The following is a 22390-nucleotide window of genomic DNA, read 5'->3' on the forward strand; positions in this document are numbered from 1 at the left end:
ATAATTATAAATTACATAATCTTACCGGGACTAAGAAAAATAGTTGCTGTTTTTCATAACTGTATCAATCTCTTGAAAGGTCATTTTTTCGGCTTCACATAAGTAACAATGGTAAGTCTCTGGCAAATCCTCGAATGCTGTACCCGGGAGAATATCCTGTGTGCTGTCACCCCACATTGGGTCATAGATAGTTTGACATTGTGTGCACTGATGTAGCACTGTACTTGTATTTACCTCTTCTGGTAGTAGCAGAGATCCCGCTGAATGATGTTCTTGATCGGTATGTTTATCCTGAAGTAAATAAAAGTCCTCGCATAAAGCTAGGATCACCGCAAGGAGTTCTCCACGCTCCACCCGTTTTTTATAGGTAATAAAATCCCTTGAGTTGGGATTGAAATCCCGACTATATTGTACCTGAAACCATGATTTGCTACGATTAGATTTAATGAAACGTAAAATGACAGATCCCCAGATTCCACTTTTGGGTTTCATCTTGATTCCAAAGCACAGTTTGTAAGTCCTTATATCTAGCCAGTTCATCTGGTGTACCAGTTCTTGTTTGAGCTTCAATGCATAAGGATCGAAATCTTCAGTTAACCAGTTGAGTTCATTGAGGGCGTGGCGCAGATTGATCCGGTGCCGATCCAATACGATATCCCAGTCCGGTCGTATTGCTGGCTGAATATCCTTGACAATGATTGATTTCCATGGGGTGCTGTACAGTTGACCAATTCTATGCTTCAGGCATACATGGCAGATGTCACGTAGAAATGATACGGAAAAAGTCTCCGAACGGCGATATACGCCCAACCAAAGTCTATCTTGATATAGGTTAAAGCCTTCATAGTAAGGTAGCTTGAAGGATGGTTCGATAAAAGGCTGCTGAATGGGCTGAAATAAGAATTTTCCTATTTCCAGGGCTAGCTGTTCCAATTTTACCCCAAACTGTCGCCCATCTTCTGGAGTCTCAATGCTAGCTAGGGTTATGGCAGGCTCCAGGAGCCGACTGAGTCTGGAAATATCATCGGTATTGACCAAAGTTGACCAAGTGAAAAATAAGTTGCTGCCAGGAAACCGAAGGTGAAGATGCCAATAATTACCCAGTTCGGAAGCGATAAAATTAAGATTACCCGTATTATAAGGTACAAGAGCCTGGTTGGGATCAACGATATTTATTTTTAATCTGGGATTGAAGTCGAAACTATCCAAAATATCTTTATAAACTCCTTCACGGACCCATGTGCTTTGATTGAAAAGACCATCAGCTACATAGGAGCTAATAATATTAGGTTGCGTATCCATTCCGATTTCATAATGGAGTTCCTGGTTGAGCAGGGTATATGTTAAGGCCTCCAATTGCGTATCAGTGACCTGGAAATAAAGCTGTTGACGGCTGCCGAATTTGACTTCCTTGATCCCTACATCTTCCAAAGGGTGCAGAAGGTTTGCAAATTCTCCTGTAGAGATGACTCCGCCAGGTAGGTTCATTTTAACAAACATAGCTTTTTTAATAGTTTTATTTTGCATCATTCAAAACCTCCTTTTGGTTAAAAATATAGTTGTCAAGAATGGTCTTTACTTCTGGTCGACATGAGCCGCACCCAGTTCCAGCACCTGTTGATGAGCATAGTTCTTGAATGTCTGTGCAGCCACTGACGATTCGTTTTTTCAGATTCCCTTCACCGACTTGGCTACAGGAGCAGACCAAGCGACCAATGATTGCTTCTTTGGTTTCACCGTTACGCAGGAGCTGTAAGCGTTTTTCACTCAGTTCTATTTTATTTGCAATCAAATTCTTGAACTCGACAAATTCATTTTTATCGCCTATTAATATTGCACCTACCAGTCTATCATCATGGATAATACATTTCTTGTAATAACGTTTAGCTTTGTCGATAAAGATAATTTCTTCATATGCTTCATTTGGAGCCTCCGCCAAACCGATGCTGCAGAGATCGAAACCCTGGATCTTAATAATATTCATCAACAAGCTCCCGCTATAATAGCTGCTGATATCCCCATGATGGTAATGTGCGACAATACTGGCCTGCTCTTCGGCTGCTGAAGTGATACCATAGCATGCTCCTTCAAATTCTGCAATTTCCCCGATGGCGTAAATTGAAGGATCATTTGTCTTCATATGCTGATCTACTACCACTCCACGTTGACAGGTAAGGTTGGCCTCTTTGGCCAATTCAATATTCGGAGTTGTGCCAATAGCTAGGATGACGGCATCACATTTAATCTGCCGGCCACTTTTTAATTCGATTTTAGTTAATTTATTTCGACCGCAGTAGAGCTGCACCTCATCGTTATAGAATATATCACATCCCTGGTCAACCATCTCCTCGTGTAGTAATTGGCTCCCTAAAGGGTCAAGCTGACGGTTCAGAAAACGCGATACCCGTTGTACAATTGTGATCTTGGTTCCTCCTTCGCGCAGTGAAGCTGCCATTTCCAATCCCAATAGACCGCCCCCAACGATGACAACATGCGCTTGTTTTGGGAGGTATTTTTTCAACAGATCCGCATCTGTGCGGCGTCTCATGGTAAAAATACCAGGAAGCTGTGGTACATGTTTAGGTAGAGTAGGACGGCTTCCGGTTGCAAGGATCAGGATGTCATAGTTTGTCTTGACTCCTCTGGTGTCCCAGATGCATTTGTTTGTGCGATCGATGGAAGTGACCTGTACACCACGAATATGTTGTATATTCAGTAAAGATTCCTCATCATCTTGCATCTTGATCAATTGTTCCCAATTGAGCTCACCGCTTATATAATGAGGCAGCATAACACGATTGTAAAAAGGCATGTCCTCATTACTAAAAATAAAAATTTCATCAATTTTGTTTATTTCGCGAAAGGATCTTACAAAACCATGAGCGCCGGCCCCAGCACCAACAATGACGATACGCTCTTTTTTTTTGACATACTTTTCGACCCGTACAGCGCAAAATTTAAAATCCGGTTCCTTTGATATGGGATCAATCAAGTTATTGGTGAGGTTGTTGGTCCGATGGAGGTCGGAGTCCAATAATTTACCCCAATGCATGGGTAAAAAGACCACGCCTGGCTTAATGGCCTTGCTGATATGAACTTTTACACGAACCTCTCCACGTAACGAATAAACATTTGCCAGTTGCCCCTCTTCCAGATTCAATGACACGGCATCATGGGGGTGTATTTCCAAAAATGTTTCCCGGATATGTTGTTTCAGCTTGCTGACTTTTCCAGTTTTAGACATGGTGTGCCATTGGTCACGGATGCGTCCAGTGGTGAGGATCAGCGGAAAATTTTCGTTGGGCAACTCACTCTGATGCTGGTCAGGGGGACTATGAAGAAGCGCACGGCCATTTATTGTATAAAACTTCTTGTCTTCAAAAAGTCGTGCTGTGCCTTTTTTTTTGTCTGCATCGAACGGCCATTGTACCGTATTCAGGCTGTCAATGAGATTATAATTGAGGCCTTGGATGGATATGTTTGTTCCTACAGTCGACAATACATGTTCTTGATAGATATCTTGTGCTGTCGCATAAGAAAACCCCTTAAAGCCCATCTTTTTTGCAAATTTTGAAAATATTTCATAGTCAGGAAGAGCCTCTCCGGGTGGGTCGATGACTTTATGTAGATGGCTGATCCTACGCTCTGAATTTGTCATAGTGCCTTCTTTTTCGGCCCATGCTGCAGCAGGTAGAATAACATCAGCAAAGTCCAGTGTCTGAGGTTTGTTGGAGATTTCCTGGACAACGACAAATTTAGCTTTTTTAAGGGCTTGTTCAACCAGGCGTACATTAGGCATGCTTGTCAATGGGTTTGTACATAGGATCCAAATGGCTTTTAAGCGGCCATCAGCGAGGGCTTCAAACATTTCAGTGGCAGTCAGACCGGGCCGATCACTCAGAGTGGTTCCAGACCAAAATTGCTGAAGCTCGTCCCGATGGGCTTTGTTGTTGATGTCCCGATGGGCCGAAAGTAAGTTGGCAAGGCCCCCGACCTCTCTTCCACCCATGGCATTCGGTTGTCCGGTGAGTGAGAAGGGGCCGCTACCGGGACTACCGATTTTGCCTGTGATCAGATTGAGGTTGATTAGGCTCAGATTTTTATTGACCCCCACAGCACTCTGGTTAAGCCCCATTGTCCACAGACTCAAAAATCCTTTTGATTGGCCAATGTACTGGGCTGCACGTACTATATCCTGTTGATTTACACCACAGATTGTGGCAGATTCTAATAAGGTTCGTTCAAAAACCCGTTCTTTGTATGTCATATAGCCCTCAGTATGAAGATCTATAAAATCTAAGTCTATGTCGCCTTGTTCAATGAGGAGTCTTCCAATGGCATGGTTGAGTACAATATCAGTGCCCGGATTAATTTGTAGGTGTAGGTCAGCAAATGCGCAGGTATCGGTAACGCGTGGGTCGACGACAATGATTTTGGTATTTGGATTTCGGGCTTTATGGGCCTCGATACGTCGCCAGAGGATTGGATGACACCAGGCAGGATTGGCGCCTTCCACAAGAAAGCAGTCCGCTAGTTCGATGTCATCATAACATATCGGCACGCTGTCCTCACCTAGGGCTTTTTTGTAGGCTGCTACAGCACTGCTCATGCACAGACGGGAGTTCGTATCAATATTATTGGTGCCAATAAAACCCTTGACTAATTTATTTAGGATATAATATTCTTCGGTAAGACATTGTCCTGAAGCATAGAATGCCACGGAATCAGGCCCATATTTTTTGATCAAGGTGCGGAAAACGGCTGCTGTACGGTCCAATGCTTGTTCCCAGGTGACGCGCTGTAGGACGCTGGATCTATGGTAGCGCATATGAGGGTACAGTAGCCTATCTGAGCGGTCGTTGACCGTATATTGCAGATTTAAACCTTTGCTGCACAGTTTTCCCTGGTTGACAGGATGCTCCTTATCTCCGATAACCGAAACTGACTGTTGTTTTTCAATAGTTATCTTTACGCCACAACCTACTCCACAGTAGCAACATGTGCTTTTATAACTATCGTTCAATTTTTTATTCATGCTGAAAAGATTTTATTTGTGTGCTTCAAGCGAAACGATTTGAGGAGCAGTCTTGGGGTCAGGGTGAAAACGTACCAGGAGAATGGTAAAGCCAATTAGGAAGACACCTATACCAATATATTGAAAAGCATCGGCATAGCTGATCGTTTCGGATTTAAAGAGGAAGCCGACTAGCATAGCTCCAATATTGCCGCCAGCACCGACAATACCACTAACACTACCAATATTTTCCTTATTGATAAAGGGGACAATGCCATATGTACAGCCATTGGCCATCTTTAGGAATAAGGCGAAAAGTAACATCATCATGATGGCCAGAACGAGGTTATTGGAGCTTGCAAAAAGACAAATACCGACACCTTCTAAAAGTAATAATATACCGAGCAGTGCACCTTTACCTTTAATACCATAACTGCGTCCTACTTTGTCACTGACAATACCACCTAATGCACGAGCAAATAAATTCATGCCCCCAAAAATGCTAGCCAGTGCCCCAGCTACAATTATACTGGTGCCAAAACGATCGATGAAGAATGTGGCAGCAACATTGTCCACTGTAATCTCTATGCCAAAACAGGCAGCATAAGCGAGCGTGAGTGCCCAAACACGATAATCTTTTAAGGCCAACAGAAAAGAACCCTTATTTTTGAGTTTGTCTTGCGGGTGTAGCTCGAGTTTATTGAAATTGCCTTGGGGACAATCAGTGGTATACCGGTAATAGATCCAAGCCATGATAAGTAAAATGATACCGGGTACTATCATGGCCATCCGCCAGGAGTCAAGAGTGCTTACCAGGCCCATTCCTGCAAATGCTGCTGCGATTAAGGGCATAACCAAATTAGTAACACCTCCGCCCAGGTTTCCCCAGCCACCTGTTACGGCATTCGCCGTGCCGATGATGTTTGGAGCAAACATCATGGAGGTATGAAACTGCGTGATAACAAAAGAGGCTCCTATGATACCAATGAAAAATCTGAACAATAAAAAAGATTCGTAGCTATTGCTCAAGCCGATGAATAGAACAGGTATGGCTCCTGTGATCAGAAGAATTGTATACGTGATCCTGGGTCCAAGTGTGTCGCACATTTTTCCAACAAATAAGCGTGCAATAATGGTGGCAGATACAGATGCAATGATAATATTGCCGATTTCACTTTTGCTTAAGCCTAATTGCTCTCGGACTAATGGCATTAATGGAGCCACACCAAACCAGCCAAAAAAACAGAAAAAAAAAGTGATCCAGGTAATGTGGAAAGTACGCATTTGTATGCCTTTAAATGAAAATACCTGAAGTTTGTTGAGAGGGTCGAGGTTTTTGTTCATTATTAATGATTTTGTTGTGGTTTTAGGTTGAGTTGTTTGTGTGTTTTTGTCTTTTTATTGTTTAATATTTTAATATTTTCAATAGTTTTTCATGTTATATAATGTGTTTTTTATCATAATTAATGAGTTTTATCCAAATATAATTAAAATTGATGTTATTTTTAATAATTCACATTGTTTATTTGTTGTTTTTTTATATGATTTATTAGTTTATTAATAATATTTGAATTTTTGTGTATTTATTTATGGTATTTATATGGTAATTAGTGTTTTTTATAAATAAAACACTGTCAATTATTGGTATTTTGTTTCTATTGTTTGTTTTTTAGAAACTTTATTATATTTTATTGTCGTGGATTAACGTTACATGAGAGCAACAGGGGAATCTTATGAGCAGAAAGGTGGGGGGATTCAAGAGGCAAAATATCTCCAAGGCTAGGGCTAGCCAATTGATATGGAAATAAAATTAAGCTTTATTTTCGGGGAAGAAAGAAAAGCCAGATCACACAGACAACAAATAGCACAAAAGAAGCAATAAAGGTACTATAGGCCACCTCTGGATGTCCTTCCAGGGCATTGTTGAGTGCTGTGTACAGTAGCCAAATCTGAATGAGTAGATTGATTAATAACACAACGATCAAGGTGGACATGATCATATTTTTCTTTTGTGGATGGGACTGTTCTTGCCCTCTTCTAAAGGTACTCATATCGTTTATAGCCTATTTTTTTTAACGAAAATATCATTTCCTTCAAGGATGACTTCCAATTTGGTTAAGGGTCTTGGGGGAGGACCTTGTAGTACCTCACCAGTTTTTGCATTAAACCAACCGTTGTGACAGGGACATTCAATTTTCATCGTCCCCGGCCTGTAGAAGACGGCACAGGAGAGGTGTGTGCATTTTTGTTCATAGGAAAAGTATTCATCCTCTTCTGTATGGATCAGAATATAGGGAATACTGCTATTTTCCAGTACAAATGACTTAGTCCCGCCAATAGGGATATCGCTGGTTGTGCAGATCTTTTGTTTTGTTGAAGAGGTCTCTTTGTTAGAAAAATATGCTTTTGCCGCAATGGCTGCATTGCCCAATACCATTCCTCCAGATACAAAGGTCAAGATACGGGCAAAATCCCGTCGGCTTACCTCATTTGATTCTGGACGGTTTATTGGAAAATCCTTCTTCCAATGTTTATTTTCATTACTCATAGGTCTGCACTTTATACGGTACTTGTAAAATTGTTATAACACACGTAACTCTTTGCTGCCCTTGGGCATCATGAGGTTAACTTTTGTTTTGACGGTCTCTTCTCCGAATAGAAAAGTATTGATCGGTGTTGAATTTGGCCGCTTGGTCTGCATTTCTTCGCGTGTACCATAAAATAGGGCGCCGCTGGGACAGACGGTGGCACACATCGGTTTTTTACCAACGCTGGTTCGGTCGTAGCACATGTTGCATTTCATCATCAGGTCATACTCTTCCATTTTCTTGGGTACGCCAAAGGGGCAGGCCATGACACAGTTGGAGCAGCCAATACAACGAGAGGTATTGGCTGTATGGACAATGCCAAATTCATCCTTGCTGATGGCATCGGCTGGACATACATTAGCGCAAACGGGGTCTTCGCAATGCATGCATACTTGTACGGTGGTCTGTATGGTGGTACTTCGGTCGACATAATTAACATGGATCATCGCTTCCTGACCATTAGTCTCACACTCAGCACATGCAGCTTCGCAGGCTTTACATCCGATACAACGTTGCATGTCGACAAAAAATTCCTCTTGCAATTGATAATACTGAGCCATATTTTTTTTCTTTTTTATTGTTAAATACTTTTATAATCCAGAGCATCATCGCCAATGTACGACCGTGTTCCGGTAGGTACCAGTCTGCAGGCACTTACCTTGAATTCCGGGATCTTGGAGATCGGATCCAGATGTGCGCTAGTGAGCTGATTGGCAGATTTTTTGCCAGGCCAATGGTAAGGAATGAACACTGTATCCTCTCGGATGGTTTCTACGATATTGGCCGGAAATACAGCGTCACCTCTTTTGGTGATGACCTGTACATCTTCGTACTGACTGATGCCTATTTTCTTAGCCAATACTGGATGGATTTCCAGAAAAGGCTGGGCAAATTGTTTGACAAGTTTTCCGATCCGGCGTGTTTGTGTGCCACTTAAATATTGGGACACAACACGTCCTGTTGTAAGGATCACTGGAAATTCGACATTTGTGGGATCCATGCTCGGATGGTATGTTATGGCATTGAAATGTGCCTTGCCATCTGGTGTTTTAAATTTATGGTCTTCCCACAATCTGGGTGTCCCTGGATGATCGAGGTCAGGGCACGGCCAGAATATCCCCATGTTCTTTTCGATTTTTTCATATGTGATGCCATAATAGTCGGCGGTGCCACCTTTGGATGCTACCCGAAGCTCGTTAAAAATTTCTTCACTGTTGGCATATGAGAATTTGTCTCCTGCATCCAAACGCCGGGCGAGTTCCATGATAATTTCGGAATCAGAACGTGCACCTGCTGGTGGCTCGACCACTTTTCTGATTCGAACCACGCGACCTTCCGCTGTGGTCACGGTACCTTCTTCCTCCTCGTGAAGCGAACCAGGAAGGATGACATCACAATGGCGCAGCGTTTCACTCATAAAGAAATCTATGCCTACATAAAACTCCAGTTTTTCAAGGGCGGCACGAACATAGTTATTGTTCGGTAGTGATACCAAAGGATTAAAACAAATGGATAGCAATCCCTTAATTTCGCCACGGTGTATGGCTTCTATGATTTCATAAGCTGTTAGGCCCTTTCCGGGTAGGTCGGCTTCGTTGATGCCCCAGACCTCAGAAATATATTTACGGTGTTCGGGGTTTTCGATATCCCTATTGCCGGGCAATTGATCACATTTATGACCATGTTCACGGCCCCCTTGACCATTTCCTTGCCCGGTTATGGTGCCGTAGCCACAATAAGGGCGACCAATTCTGCCCGAGGCAAGGACGATATTAATGCAGCTCAGTACATTTTCGACCCCTTTGGTATGGTGTTCAATACCACGGGCATGTAGCAGAAAAGAAGTGGAAGCCTGACCCCAGAGTTTGGCTGCAGCTTCTATTTTTTCTTTTTTGGTGCCAGTAATCTCTTCTGCCCAGTCCAGGGTATAGTCTTTGACAGCGGCTATAGCTTCCGCAAAACCTGAGGTATGATTGTCGATAAATTCATGGTCGAGCAAGTCGTACTGTACCATATAATTCAAGATGGCACCAAAGAGCGCAGAGTCGGTACCGGGACGGATATCCAAGTGGATATCGGCAGTCCGGGCAAGGGGAATCTCTCGGGGGTCTACCACGATGATTTTGGCCCCATTGTCACGTGCCTGCCAGAGCCAATAGGTAAGTGTAGGGAAGGTCTCAGACACGTTGGCGCCAGTGACGATGATAACCTCAGCGTGAGCGAGATCAGCATAATTATTGGACGTACGGTCCAGGCCAAATGCCTTTTTATTGCCGGCACCTGCAGATACCATGCACAGACGACCGTTGTAATCGAGGTTCTTAGTTTTGAGAGCAACTCGGGCAAATTTACCCATCATATATGATTTTTCGTTACTGAGCGAGACTCCCGAAAGTACTGCGAAAGCATCATTGCCATATTGTTGTTGAATTCGCCGGATCTCGGCAACAGTCTTTTCCATACCCTCTTCCCAGGAGACCGATAAGTAACCTTTGCCAGGGGTATTGATCAGCGGACTAGTCAGTCGGTCGGGGTGGTTGTCCTGTAGGTAGCGCTGTACACCCTTAGGACATAACCGACCCTCATTGAAAGGAAATTCCATCCATGGTTCAAAGCCTACCACCTTATTGTTTTTGGCCAATAGCTTTATCCCGCACTGCATGCCACAAAAGCAGCAGTGTGTTTCCACTATTCTGTCAGGTTCGTCTCTGCCTGGTGTCCATTGGGGATCCGGAAAATGTAGATGCGGACCAAATTGGTTGATGATCTGTTCTATAGGTATCGGTAATTTTGCCATTAAACATGATGTTATATCATTAAATTTATCTTTTTTATACGTCTATTTTAGCCAAAAAACTCTCCAGATTCCTTGCGTGCTTTGAAATGTGCTATGGCAAGCAAATCCCGTTTACCTTCAGGACTATAATCCAAAATGGATTCTCCTTCTTTATTCTCCAGTTTGAATCCGGTTTGTGCTGTAATCTTTTTGAGGTCATGTACGTGCCGTTTTGTGGTATACTCCCGTTGGGTGAATCGACAGATCTGCATTCCTTGCTGACGGCCGACCTCTTTGTAGATATGGGCACCTATCTGTGCAGGGCGTTGGATGATATGGAAAAATTTTCCAAAAGGCATCCAAATCAAAAAGACGATCACGAAAAAAGCATGGGTGACGGCCATAAATTCGTAGGCTTTGCCGTGCATAAACTCATAATCCAACGTGAGTCCCAGGCCGGTGATGGAGACCATGATCAATAGCAGTAACGGAAGAAGGTCTCCTTCAAAAGTCTGTGTAGCAATGAGTCCGGGGTCCTTGAGTCGCTTTTGCAGAAAGTATGTCGCCCCGATAATGACCAAAATGGAGCACCAATTTAATGCGCCAAAGGTCAGAAAGCCAATAATGGATTTGACAGGGAAGTTCATGATGGCGTAACCAAAAAAATGAGCGGTATATATCTTGGGGGCAGTTGGATCCATGCCCGATGCGGGTACCAGAGTGAAATGTATCCAGCCAAAAGTCAGGGGAATGGTAATGCAAAATGCCAGGATACAACCTGTAGCCATGAGCAGGTGGGCTAGTCCGCGGGATTTGCTCCTGCGCATGATGAACCTTTGAAATAAAATGTTTAGGACAAAATCCTTGAAGGAATACCACAGAAAGTGCAGCCCATCCTTTGAGAATAAAATTTTGATGCTGCTCAAGAAATAAACCCTTGTTGGCGGCCGCTGGACCCATACCGTGTAACGATATACGATACCAAAGACGGCGAACAAGGTGCCGAAGAGATAGGCGACCAGTGCTGCATCAAAATTCTGCAGGCTACGGGAACCGATTAAGATCATTGCCAGCGTGAATAAAGTGGCAAGACAAGCCACTAGAAATGCTTTTAGGTCTACAATCTTCAACATAATAATGGAGTTTTCTCAGCTTTAATAACAGCCTTGGATGTAAATTGTTTTGCCGAGGATGGTTAAATCTTAATATTCCAAAATACTTTGAGTATCTGTCGGATAAAACCGATCATCACGGCAGTCCATGCAAATAATGCAAGATAAATAAACCCATTAGGGATAAGTTTTAAAAATGGGATGTCCAAGGCTTCACTAAGACGAAAGGTACTGACCACATACATCCCCAAAGGAAATACCATGGCCCAGTAAGTGGGGTCGTATCCCGCTGCCGTCGTAGGGACCTTTACTTTTTTGACGATATGTCGCCATGCACCGAGCAGCAACAGTAAAGGGATCCACCAACTCCCTGCAGCCCAGAAGAGCAGAACAAAGCCCTTTAAAAAGGGACGGATTTCGATGAGAAAACTGAAATGCTTTTCATGCAGGATGAGCATAGATCCCGCTAAAGTGGAGATAGCCGTGGCGCCCATATTGATCCAGTAGGGCGCCCCCAGTTCCATGGCATTCAAGGGAAAGAAGGAGATTCGGTAAATGATCAGTGACATGAGGTACAAGTAAAAAATACAGCCTACCAAAAATAGGCAAGCCGCAAGGAAGAGGTAGATCTCTGCGACAGGCCCTATTTCATCGGATACAAACGAAATCAATACCGATAGGGCCTGGATGGAAACAATGATGATGAGCCAGGTCCCATTAATACCCTCTTTCAACGGTTTTTTATCATCTGTTACAGTCAGGTTATAAAAAAAGCCATAAATAATGAAAAACCAAAGTATAGCTGCTACAATCAGTAAAATAGTAGCCAATCCCGACATTCCTTCAAAAAGGATGACCTGATTGCCCATGATACATAGGGCAGCGATAAGGGTGAAAAAACCAGGACCTCGCTGATAGCTTTTAAAATCGGCAACCACGTCGGGCCAATACCTTAAGAGACGGTAAGTCAAGGCACATAATAGGCCGATTAAAAACAGGATATTGAGGTAAAAAAGACCTTTTCCCAATAGATTGAAATTGGTAAGTAGGCAGGCTATAGAAATAATCCCTGTTGCCATGACAAGTGCAAAATAACCAGGAAGAAGGGCTTTAATTCGTCGATCAAGTGCATTCATATGTTTAGATATGGTTATATCATCCAGATGACTGTAGGCCAGATCCTATCATAGGATCCCCTATAGGTCATATGTTTTTAGGATTAACAACCGAATAGAGTACTATGTTTTCCTCCTTTGACCGAATTAAGAAATTACTGTTTTGATCCTATTCTTCCAGAGGTGAATACTGCATGTTGATCTTCACGGAATCAGCCCAGCAGCTTGATGAAGAAATCTATATCCAGTAGACCAGTCAAAATTATATGTTCGGTTAATAGGAAATTCTAAGGGGACACATAGAGGTATCACGAATACAGATAAGGAACTGAAAATACTGTCAAAGTAACCCATAACCTAAATTTCGAAGGAGAGGGTGATTATTATAAAACCTTATTAACTTTTTTGTGCTAAACATAATGATTAATTCGGACATGTAAACTGTAGCATTTTAGTTTTAATTACGTTTATGATAATACAATTATTAATCATTCTGAATTATGAAACACATAGATTTGTTCGAAAGATATAAAACCAAAATAAACAAAGACTTCCGCTCGAAACGGTTATATTTATTTGTTTTTATACTTATTTTTACCGGTTGTTCAAAGGACGGGGGATACGGTCCTTATAATTTAAAAAATGGACAAGAAGTAGAGGTGTCAGTGAGCCATCGTTATGGGGCGGTCAACGATGATCTGCTATTGGTGCCTAAAAATAGGCCTGCAGAGATGTCCCTTTATTATTTTGAAGATAGAGAGCCCGGCTTTATTTATCGGGTGAAAGCCAAGATGGTTGCTCCAGAAGAACCTCCTCAAGATGGTCCGTCATATTATTTAACGTATATAAAAACTTTAGATAAAAAGAAATATGAAGGTACGGAGTCCTTTGAATTAGAACTTATTCAGACATATATTCCTGGTGGTCCAATGATTGTCCTATCAAAAGAAAATGGAAAATACTTATTTAGTTCTGGCATTCAGCTCACCTATAAAGATACCAATATTGAGAATCAATTAGCAGAAATTTGGAAGAATAGCGAGGAAGTGCGTCACAATGCCACTTATCCGAAATGGAAATCTATCCGGGTAACGGTGAGCCATGATCCAGATTACTTCGGCAAGGCATATTTGATTCATGGATTAAAGTTGACAGAGTAATATCAAATGGATCTTCATTGGTTGATAATATTTTGGACATTTTTTAGACAAAAAAAGCAGATCTTTTTTATTGATCTGCTTTTTGGGTAAGTAATCGGGCTCGAACCGACGACCCCTAGAACCACAATCTAGTGCTCTAACCAACTGAGCTATACCTACCGTGATTTTGATGTCACAAAAGTAGTATTATCACTTATATGTTCCAAATGTTTTTTAAACTTTTTAACTAAATTATTGTCTATCAAAAGGTATATTTTTTAAGTGGACCATATAATAGATGCGTGAATGATAATATATGCGCCATATTTTCTGCCAGAAGGGTGTTTAAGGCAGCTTGGTCTGTAATTTGTATAATTATAATTTATGGGAAAAATTTTTAGATTTTTACTTATAGTAGCCATTTTGGCGGTAGGCGGATGGTTTGTCTATAAGAATTACAGTATGGAACATCCTGCTGTGGAAAGCAAACATCAACTACTGGTGGATCGTATTGAAGCAATGGGGAAACTTGAGTTGGTCAAGTATCGCTACAGTGATGTGGTCGAACATAAAAATATCAATGCCTTTTTGCCGGATGCTTCTGTGTTATTAATTGTGAAAGCGGATGCAGTAGGCTGTGTGAATCTCACAAAATTGACGCCGGAAGACATCAAGGTCGTTGGTGATTCGGTGTCTATTCAACTGCCAGGGCCGGAAATATGTTATATCAAGATCGATCATGATGCCTCAAAAGTCTATGACACCAAGATGGCTTTTTTAAGGGAAGCTCAACTGGTGGATGAAGCATATAAAGCAGCTGAAAAAGCCGTTGCGGATGACGTGAAAAAATCAGATATTCTACAGCAGACAAAAGCTAATGCGATCACTGTGTTTAAACCGCTGTTGCAAGGGTTGGGCTTCACGAAAATCAACCTGACCTTTAAATAAACTAGACAATATAGCCATCAATAATACGACAGCAGTAAAAAAGCTAGGCAATGCCGTTGCCTAGCTTTCTACAATAAAATCTGATCGCCACCCGTCTCCCGACAGATGGGATCTCTACTAAATTATGCGCTTATCATGTACTGAACAAAGCCTGTCCGCTTTTCGTTTTATTTTTTTGAAGAAGTGTCTACGGGTTCTGGTGTCGGAGGAATTTCTCCACGGGATTCACTGGAACTGGTATCTCGATACTGGATTGTAGTGGTATCGTTAATGACTGAGTCTGCAGCCAACTTCTTGGATTGCTGATCTCTAGCGGTCTCAGTTCCACATCCGGAGATCATGAAAAACGTTGTTGTGGCAGCAATAAATTGAATGATCTTGTACATATGCTTATTTTTTATACTAACTAATAGGGAACAGCTTTGGATACACAAATGTTTTTTTGTACTAAATAATAGGTACAAACGCCTGTTTGGGTGTGAAAAAGTATTTTCTTTAAATGAAATCATTATTACTAGTTACTGATTGGATGTTTGAGTATATAAATAGAGTTTTTTTATTTGTAAAAAACTTTTTACAAATAAGTTATGTTCTAATTTAGTATAGACAAATGATTGAGTTCATCTAACTATTAACATATGATACAGTTAATGCTCGTAGACGACCACCACTTGGTCAGAAATGGTTTTCGACTAATTTTGGAGTCTCAAGAAGATATGGCTGTATTGGCTGATGTCGAGAGTGCTGAGGCGGGATTGGATTTTTTGGATAAACAGCCACATCCAGATATTATCTTGACAGATATCCGAATGGAAGGTATGGACGGGGTTAAATTTATTGAACGAGTGCATCATAAATATGGCGGAATCAAGATTCTTGCTCTATCCATGATTCAGGATCTGCAGACGGTCTTTGAAGTAATGCATACAGGGGCTAATGGATATTTGGTCAAGGATAGCTCTTGTGAAGAAGTTCTTTTTGGCATCCGTCAGGTGGCAAATGGAGAAAAATACATCAGTGTTTCCTTGGGCATCTCCTGCATCAACAGCTATAAATCATATACAGATAGCATTCCTGACAAAGATCATATTCTCCTGAAATACGACATCTCGGAACGTGAGCTCTCAGTGCTGGAACTAATCTCCGAAGGGTATACAAATGCCGAAATTGCCAATAAGATTTTTCTAAGTAAGCGCACAGTGGAGGGACATCGACAACGTCTTATTGAGAAAACTCATACAAAAAATACGGCCGGGCTGGTGCGGTTTGGCTTTCACCACATGTTATTACGTTAAACAAAAAACAACAATTGCTATGGCAACAAAAAACGAAAATCGATTGGTAGGAAAAGAGATGGAAAAGAAGAAAAAAATTAAATTGGGAGTAGATGGTGAAGTATTGCGAGATGTAGAACATAAAGATCAAGGCGATGCTGAAGCAGGGATTGATCGACAGAAGGAGCAGTTGAACGATATGCCTAATGATCCCAATGATTATCCCCGCGAAAAAAAGAAATAAGTTTCTGTTTGGATTTTATAGGCTATGTGCCCCGTTATGCATCAATTATTGTTTTATTAAAAACAGGCAAGTCGATTGACAAGCCCTTTTGACCTGTTCGTTGTCCATCTTGTAAAAGTCGTCTTAGACGAATGCCTACATCCAATGGTGAGGGATTTTAGATATCGATTAATGCAAAGCTGCGTCCATCTTGATGATGGGCTTTTAATACGGGAACAGCAACATTATAAATGGGGATACCTGCTGGTAACACGCTTTGAATTTGCCAGCGTGGGCATGTCCATGAAAGGCTGCGGCGACTTTACGGCGCTGGAGGGGTTCTACAAGATGCGAAGATCCCAAGAAAGGATAAATTTCTTTGGGTTCTCCAATAACGGTTTCGGCGATTGGTGCATAATGCATCAAGGCTACCTTTTGGATCTCTGGGTGATCTTGCTCAAGCCTTGCAAGTGCACGATCTAATAACAATGACTCATTGACTGCTTCCTGAACAAAATTTTTCATTGCCTCTTCACCAAACATAGACAACATATATCGATCAAATCCACCACCAAATCCCTTAACACCGACAAAACCAATATTTTCGATGACGATAGCTTCGCCATCCAATAAAGTTATTTTATGCTCGGTAAGCTCTATTAGATAAAAAACATCAATGTCCTTGGTAGGGCGTGTAATACCTGTGTAATGGAACATCGCTAAAGCACTACCGACCATAAACTGGCTATTACTTGCTGCAGCAACTGTAGGGCATCCCGAAAGAATGCAGTGCAGTCTTCTGGTGGGTGATCAAGATGTATCATACATGCAGTTTAAAAGTGAGAGCGAAAACGTATTCTACACAGGTTGATAAGTATAACTACCCAATTTGAATATCTTAACAACCGGCAACTGGTTTCTCATTGTTCTTAGCAAGAGATAGTATAACAAAGGCGGTTACTGAACAGATAGTTAAAAGTAATGGATCATAGAAACATTGGTCATGCCCGAATAATAAACTATTAGTGCCGTGAAGAAAGAATTGGGGCATCCCGAAATTGAAATTGTTTTATACTAATAATAAAAAAAAGAAAAAATGGAAATTTGGCTTGGTACCGGTGAGGAACTTTCCATGATACAAACTCGGCATACCTGATGACGGGACATTTTATTTCGGCAACGTTCGAAAATTTTGAAAGTGAATTTCTTCAGATGGCAATGTATGTATTGCTAACTGTAGGGCTACGTCAATGGGGGTCGGCGGAATCTAAAAAACTGGAAGGATCTGAAGAGGTGGATCGGGAACCAAAACCCACAGCAGACGCCCCCTATCCTGTCAGGAAAGGTGGTTGGATACTGCGTCTTTATAGCTCTTCGTTATTTATTTGTTTTGCCTTACTATTTCTTATCAGCTGGATTGTCCATTTTTATGGAAGCTGGCGGCAGCATAATACACAACAGTTGCTGAAAGGGTTGCCCATGGACGGGTCATTAGCTTACTTAGGTATGCCAGAATTTTGGTTTGAAACATTTCAAAACTGGCAGAGTGAATTTTTATCTGTATTATCAATTGTTTTTTTTACCATTTTTTTACGGCAAAAGGGTTCACCAGAATCAAAACCTGTGGACGCCCCACATGATCAAACAGGTAAGAACTGATGCAATAGTAGAAGATTTACCAACCAGAAGGATAATAAATGAGAAAATTACAGCATGTTATATGGATCATAGTCGCCGTGGCTATGTTTAGCTCTTGTAGGGAAAGTGAAAAGCATGAACAGATGGAAGATAGTTCTGCTACTGATACAATGATGGATCATAATGGTGTCCCATTAGACATTCTCCATCGTAGTCATTTGGATACGATGTCGAGACAGGAAAACAATGATTCAGGGCTTCCTTTGGATTATTTGGATCGTAGTAAAGAAAAAGATTAAATAGCAGGATATGGCCTGGAATCACCCTATAGATATACTGTGTGTTGATCATCGATAATATGCCCAGCCTTGTAACTTCTCCAACTGATCGGGTTGCGCCAGATCCACCAATGTATTTAATCCTAAATGAACAGCCTGTAGACTTGCCGTATCAAGTTCATAAATGGGATAAAACAAGGCATGTGTATTGGGCATATCAACATTGCTCTGTAACCATCTATAACCCTCGGCATGAAGATTGTCGATAAACGTATCTGTGATAAGCTGCAGGTATCTCATCATTTTTTTGATCCATTTTAGCTCGTTATCCACATGCATGGGGTAATGTTCCTTTGTAAAATCCAAGATAAGCTGTTCACCTTCAGTATCTAGCCCCTCACGTATCATAGCCAGTCCCATGCTGCGGACCTCTTCCTGATAATAATCATTTCCATAGGTAAATATGATTTCGCCAGCAATTGGACTGGCTTCTATTTTGGCTCTTAGCGCCATCTGTCTATTGAGTAATTCATGTATATAGTCGAATGTTGATTCCATAGTGGTAAATTATTAAAAGGAGGACAATGGGAGATGCACATTGTCCTCGAAAATTGGAAAGGGGGGATAAATTAGGATCTTATTTTAGTGTAGGTTTTGGAATTTTGTTTTTCGCGGTTGGCGCAGGAAGGCCTGGATTTGTCGGTGCCACATTAGGCATTGTGTTATTATTTGATGGTTGCATATTTTTGATCTGATCAAGATGCTTCTCAAATGCAGGAATTTTGGCTGCAGCAAATTGACGTAGATCAACATCGCTGGTTGCGGTCCCATTACTAGCCTCTTTGAATAACGTAATTGCGTCTTGATGACTTTTGACCATCATATCAGCATATATACGGTCAAAGTTTGCTGGATCAGCGCTATTCAGCTGGTCAATCATTTGAGAATGATTTTGGTTGTTAACGCTGCTTAATTGCCAATTCTTATTTTTTAACAACGTAGCCAGCTCATTTCCAACAGTGGTATGATCATCAACGATCATTTGTGCATATTGCTTGATATTCTGGTCTTGGGATTTGCTCAAAGCAATGTTCGCTGCTTGCAGCTCAAAGTTATTACTAGCAGTAGCTTTATTTGCAAACTCCAGATCCCCACTTTTTGGGGGGGTATCCGTGGTGTCTTGCGCCTGGATACTCATGCTCAAGGTCAAAAAGACTATACATAAGCCAATGGTTTTTAGAATGATTTTCATGATACAATATTTTATTTGTTAACGATTTCCTTTGTTTCGTGTATGATTTCCTTTGCGCCTATAGTTAAGTATGATAAAGGAGGCCACAAGGATAAATACGATGCCGATGATGATGGAAGTAAACATAAGATCTTGTTTTATACTGTTTACTTAGGAACATCTCTGAAGAATAGAGGGTTTGGCCCATGCTTATTTTGGGTATTTAAATCTAAATATGTAAGGTATACTTAGTCTTACCGTAGAAATTCCTCCTTAAGAGAGAAGGTAAATAAGACTTTAAAAAGCTGACTCATCTATAAAGGGACATTTTTGAAATTAATAAAAACTATTTTTCGAAAAGTTTTGTCTTATACCAAATAAACGTTTTTTTGCTTGTCCAGAAAAAGAATGTTTTAGTCAAAGGGTCAACTACCATGAAAGTGTGTGGTTGACCTTTTTCATTTAACCTATTCTGAAAGTATTCGACAAATCGAGATTCATGTGTTTTTATTGCCCATAAGAATAAGGCCTTGCTATGTGATTTTTTTTGTCAAAACTTTTTTTATCAGCAAGCTGTTTTAGATTGAAAATTTATTTTCAGTCTAAAACGAAGAAATAAAAACAGACAGCTATGGCACAGTTACTTTTGATAGACGACCATGCATTGGTACGCTCAGGTTTCCGATTAATTTTAGAGGCTCAAAAAGATTTAACTGTAACTGCTGTGGCAGAAAATGGTGAAGAAGCCTTAACCTATCTGGTCGGAACAACTCAACCCGACCTCATTTTAACTGACATCCATATGGATGTAATGGACGGACTCGAGTTTATCCAAGAGGTAAAATTACGCTATCCAACATTGAAACTTATAGTATTAACTATGGATGGAAGCATCCAAACTGTTCAGGAGGCGTTGAATATTGGCGTTGACGGTTATTTACTTAAAAGCTCACATGTGGATGAAATTCTATTTGGTATTCAACAGGTATTGAAAGGAAGTAACTATATCAGTTCGGCCTTGAGTATCGAGTTAGTCCGACAGTCCGCTAGTTATATCCAACCAAATTTTGACAGAAAAGAGGTGATGATCAAATACGATATAACCGAACGGGAACTTTCAGTGCTTGAACTAATTGCTGAGGGATATACGAATGCCGAAATAGCAGATCAAATTTTCTTAAGCAAAAGAACTGTGGAAGGTCACCGGCAGCAATTAATTATGAAAACAAATACCAAGAATACAGCCGGTTTGATTCGTTTTGGATTTCAAAAAAAATTACTGGTCTGAAGAAGATACTTTAAATAGTTGGATTTCCGTTTTTATTACCGCATTCACGTGTTTGTACCTGACACAAGAAATATATGCGGGTTTTATGCGTTTTGGAGGTCATCGCTAAACCAAAGAAGATTGAGGGCTGTTTATTTAACGAACCGCTCTTTGAGCATAAAACTTTAGATTATGGCAACAGCAACATTAACTGCAAACAAAAGCAAGACTAATGAAAAGAACAGCAAAGGATCCGCATCTTCTGCTGGTGGAAGAAAGACCAAAGCAAAGGCCGATTCGGCGAAAGATTTGGCTGAATTATTTGAGGATGGACTCAAAGACATTTATTGGGCTGAAAAAGCACTAACAAAAGCTTTACCTAAGATGGAGAAGAATGCCAGTTCCGAGAAATTGAAGATGGCAATTTCCAAACATCTTCAGGAAACTGAGATTCATGCAGAACGTTTAGAGCAATGTTTTGAAAGTTTGGGCCTAAAAGCAAAAGCTGAAAAATGTGAAGCTATGGCCGGATTGATAGAAGAAGGAGAAAGTATCATAAAAGAAACGGAGGTCGGTGCTGTGCGGGATGCTGGCATTATTGCCGCGGCTCAAAAAGTTGAACATTATGAAATTGCAACCTATGGTACACTCTCAGCCTTTGCAAAGGTACTCGGATATAAAGATGCATTAAAACTTTTGCTTTCAACATTGACAGAAGAGAAGAAATGTGATGAAGATCTGACAGCGCTGGCAGATACTAATCTCAATACCAAGGCAGAATAACTGCTGACCGAATAATTTATTTTGCTTACATCCTATAGATGAGGTAATTATATTTTCATATTTAAACGTTAAAATTATGGCACTGAATACAGGACAGGAGGGCAACCTCACAAAAAGAATTGAAAAACAAACTTCCAAAGTACCATCGACTTTTTTTTTAGGAGCAGCATTGTTTTCAATGGGAGTGTCAGCCGCTTTAAAATGCATGAAAAGTGATAAGCATGCAGCACTCTTTGTGGGGCAATGGGCAGCACCATTTTTATTATTAGGTATCTATAATAAAATTGTTAAAACAGAAGGTCACGATTAAAAGTTTAACTTTTCCAACTAAGTAAAAAAAAGCAAATACTATTTGGCCTTTTTTTACTTAGTTGGATTAAATAGATTACGATGAAAAACTTAAACCATGAAAAGGAGGGTATTTATCCATGTGCTTTCGTCTTGGACTCACCTTCATCCTTAGATTGCAAACGAAGTTTTTTCTTAAAATTGTGGTTCTCATTTGCTGCATCAATAGAATGGGTGCAGGTAAGATCATTCTCTTTAAGAGCTAGTGCGGCAAGGTGCTCATAAAACTTAGCAAGTTGATCCAGTTCTTCCTCACTCATTTCCTCTAAACTGACCATTCGGTTGCTCGTACCTTGATGAGAGGCGATCAGCTCATTGAGTTTTAAATGAATTGCTTTAGAGTCTTTATTTTGGGATTTTTGTATTAGAAAGACCATTAAAAAAGTGATAATTGTTGTTCCGGTATTAATGACCAATTGCCAGGTCTCTGAATAGTTGAACAGGGGCCCACTTACTGCCCATACAATCACTGTCGAAGTGGCGAGAATAAAAGCTGTGGAGCTACCTGTTGCATGAGTGGCCCAGTTTGAGAATCTTTCGAATAAATTTTTCTTTTTTTTCATAGTGTGTTCGTTTTTTAATATAGACATTCCTATTGGCCAATTGCCAAGATCTAGGAAATAAGAAAGATACCCTTGATTACGGGATAATCATTT

At 40.9% G+C, this 22390-nt stretch carries 23 protein-coding genes and 1 tRNA gene; 9 read left to right on the plus strand and 15 right to left on the minus strand.

The window, feature by feature from the left end:
- Positions 1–30: 30 nt before the first annotated feature.
- The 9 genes from HX021_RS15360 to HX021_RS15400 form a co-directional block, all read right to left on the minus strand.
- On the minus strand, positions 31–1530 hold the full coding sequence (locus HX021_RS15360) for a rubredoxin (RefSeq protein ID WP_286591343.1): 1500 nt from the start codon (positions 1528–1530) through the stop codon (positions 31–33).
- Positions 1517–5035, minus strand: coding sequence for a nitrate reductase (locus tag HX021_RS15365; RefSeq protein ID WP_286591344.1), 3519 nt, complete (start codon positions 5033–5035; stop codon positions 1517–1519). The genes HX021_RS15360 and HX021_RS15365 overlap by 14 nt, the downstream gene beginning before the upstream one ends.
- Before the next feature lie 12 nt (positions 5036–5047).
- Positions 5048–6358 carry a NarK family nitrate/nitrite MFS transporter gene (locus tag HX021_RS15370; protein ID WP_286591345.1) on the minus strand — a complete coding sequence of 437 codons (1311 nt, stop codon included), beginning with the start codon at positions 6356–6358 and terminating at the stop codon, positions 5048–5050.
- Between the two features lie 473 nt (positions 6359–6831).
- Positions 6832–7065, minus strand: a complete 234-nt coding sequence (locus HX021_RS15375) for a DUF6755 family protein (protein WP_286591346.1) — start codon at positions 7063–7065, stop codon at positions 6832–6834.
- Between the two features lie 5 nt (positions 7066–7070).
- A complete protein-coding gene (locus tag HX021_RS15380; RefSeq protein WP_286591347.1) occupies positions 7071–7562 on the minus strand; it encodes a Rieske (2Fe-2S) protein in 492 nt (163 codons plus the stop codon).
- Between the two features lie 33 nt (positions 7563–7595).
- On the minus strand, positions 7596–8162 hold the full coding sequence (locus HX021_RS15385) for a 4Fe-4S dicluster domain-containing protein (protein ID WP_286591348.1): 567 nt from the start codon (positions 8160–8162) through the stop codon (positions 7596–7598).
- A gap of 20 nt (positions 8163–8182) precedes the next feature.
- On the minus strand, positions 8183–10399 hold the full coding sequence (locus tag HX021_RS15390) for a molybdopterin oxidoreductase family protein (protein ID WP_286591349.1): 2217 nt from the start codon (positions 10397–10399) through the stop codon (positions 8183–8185).
- 47 nt (positions 10400–10446) lie between these two features.
- Entirely contained in the window at positions 10447–11511 is a 1065-nt protein-coding gene (locus HX021_RS15395) for an MFS transporter (protein WP_286591350.1), read from the minus strand.
- A gap of 62 nt (positions 11512–11573) precedes the next feature.
- Complete coding sequence (locus HX021_RS15400) at positions 11574–12626, minus strand: tellurite resistance/C4-dicarboxylate transporter family protein (RefSeq protein ID WP_286591351.1); 1053 nt, start codon at positions 12624–12626, stop codon at positions 11574–11576.
- Between the two features lie 479 nt (positions 12627–13105).
- Here HX021_RS15400 and HX021_RS15405 point away from each other — a divergent pair, with 479 nt between their 5' ends.
- On the plus strand, positions 13106–13765 hold the full coding sequence (locus HX021_RS15405) for a hypothetical protein (RefSeq protein WP_286591352.1): 660 nt from the start codon (positions 13106–13108) through the stop codon (positions 13763–13765).
- Between the two features lie 85 nt (positions 13766–13850).
- On the opposite strand, the gene HX021_RS15410 is transcribed toward HX021_RS15405, so the two are convergent.
- A tRNA-His gene (locus tag HX021_RS15410) sits at positions 13851–13924 on the minus strand.
- A gap of 204 nt (positions 13925–14128) precedes the next feature.
- Here HX021_RS15410 and HX021_RS15415 point away from each other — a divergent pair.
- Positions 14129–14692 carry a DUF4230 domain-containing protein gene (locus HX021_RS15415; RefSeq protein WP_286591353.1) on the plus strand — a complete coding sequence of 188 codons (564 nt, stop codon included), beginning with the start codon at positions 14129–14131 and terminating at the stop codon, positions 14690–14692.
- A gap of 167 nt (positions 14693–14859) precedes the next feature.
- Here the strand turns inward: HX021_RS15415 and HX021_RS15420 are convergent, their stop codons facing one another.
- Positions 14860–15078: a hypothetical protein gene (locus tag HX021_RS15420; RefSeq protein WP_286591354.1), complete on the minus strand. Its 219-nt coding sequence runs from the start codon at positions 15076–15078 to the stop codon at positions 14860–14862.
- Between the two features lie 252 nt (positions 15079–15330).
- Between HX021_RS15420 and HX021_RS15425 the strand changes: the two genes are divergently transcribed.
- Positions 15331–15987 (plus strand): response regulator transcription factor, encoded by a 657-nt coding sequence (locus HX021_RS15425; protein WP_286591355.1) that lies wholly within the window; start codon positions 15331–15333, stop codon positions 15985–15987.
- Positions 15988–16006: 19 nt separating this feature from the next.
- Positions 16007–16210, plus strand: a complete 204-nt coding sequence (locus HX021_RS15430; protein WP_286591356.1) for a hypothetical protein — start codon at positions 16007–16009, stop codon at positions 16208–16210.
- Positions 16211–16414: 204 nt separating this feature from the next.
- Here the strand turns inward: HX021_RS15430 and HX021_RS15435 are convergent, their stop codons facing one another.
- Entirely contained in the window at positions 16415–16927 is a 513-nt protein-coding gene (locus tag HX021_RS15435; protein WP_286591357.1) for a hypothetical protein, read from the minus strand.
- A gap of 417 nt (positions 16928–17344) precedes the next feature.
- Between HX021_RS15435 and HX021_RS15440 the strand changes: the two genes are divergently transcribed.
- Complete coding sequence (locus tag HX021_RS15440) at positions 17345–17848, plus strand: DUF6766 family protein (RefSeq protein WP_286591358.1); 504 nt, start codon at positions 17345–17347, stop codon at positions 17846–17848.
- 38 nt (positions 17849–17886) lie between these two features.
- Positions 17887–18126, plus strand: a complete 240-nt coding sequence (locus HX021_RS15445) for a hypothetical protein (protein ID WP_286591360.1) — start codon at positions 17887–17889, stop codon at positions 18124–18126.
- Between the two features lie 48 nt (positions 18127–18174).
- Here HX021_RS15445 and HX021_RS15450 read toward each other — a convergent pair whose 3' ends face one another.
- Complete coding sequence (locus tag HX021_RS15450) at positions 18175–18663, minus strand: hypothetical protein (RefSeq protein WP_286591361.1); 489 nt, start codon at positions 18661–18663, stop codon at positions 18175–18177.
- Between the two features lie 79 nt (positions 18664–18742).
- Positions 18743–19357 carry a DUF4142 domain-containing protein gene (locus HX021_RS15455; protein ID WP_286591362.1) on the minus strand — a complete coding sequence of 205 codons (615 nt, stop codon included), beginning with the start codon at positions 19355–19357 and terminating at the stop codon, positions 18743–18745.
- Positions 19358–19967: 610 nt separating this feature from the next.
- Between HX021_RS15455 and HX021_RS15460 the strand changes: the two genes are divergently transcribed.
- The 3 genes from HX021_RS15460 (at position 19968) to HX021_RS15470 (ending at position 21696) form a co-directional block, all read left to right on the plus strand.
- Positions 19968–20624, plus strand: a complete 657-nt coding sequence (locus tag HX021_RS15460; protein WP_286591363.1) for a response regulator transcription factor — start codon at positions 19968–19970, stop codon at positions 20622–20624.
- A 171-nt stretch (positions 20625–20795) separates the two neighbouring features.
- Positions 20796–21386 (plus strand): YciE/YciF ferroxidase family protein, encoded by a 591-nt coding sequence (locus HX021_RS15465; protein WP_286591364.1) that lies wholly within the window; start codon positions 20796–20798, stop codon positions 21384–21386.
- A gap of 76 nt (positions 21387–21462) precedes the next feature.
- Positions 21463–21696, plus strand: a complete 234-nt coding sequence (locus tag HX021_RS15470) for a hypothetical protein (RefSeq protein ID WP_286591365.1) — start codon at positions 21463–21465, stop codon at positions 21694–21696.
- 112 nt (positions 21697–21808) lie between these two features.
- On the opposite strand, the gene HX021_RS15475 is transcribed toward HX021_RS15470, so the two are convergent.
- Positions 21809–22297, minus strand: a complete 489-nt coding sequence (locus HX021_RS15475) for a low affinity iron permease family protein (RefSeq protein ID WP_286591366.1) — start codon at positions 22295–22297, stop codon at positions 21809–21811.
- Positions 22298–22390: the final 93 nt, after the last annotated feature.

The organism is Sphingobacterium sp. N143 (genome assembly GCF_030325625.1).
In the GTDB taxonomy this organism is placed as follows: domain Bacteria; phylum Bacteroidota; class Bacteroidia; order Sphingobacteriales; family Sphingobacteriaceae; genus Sphingobacterium.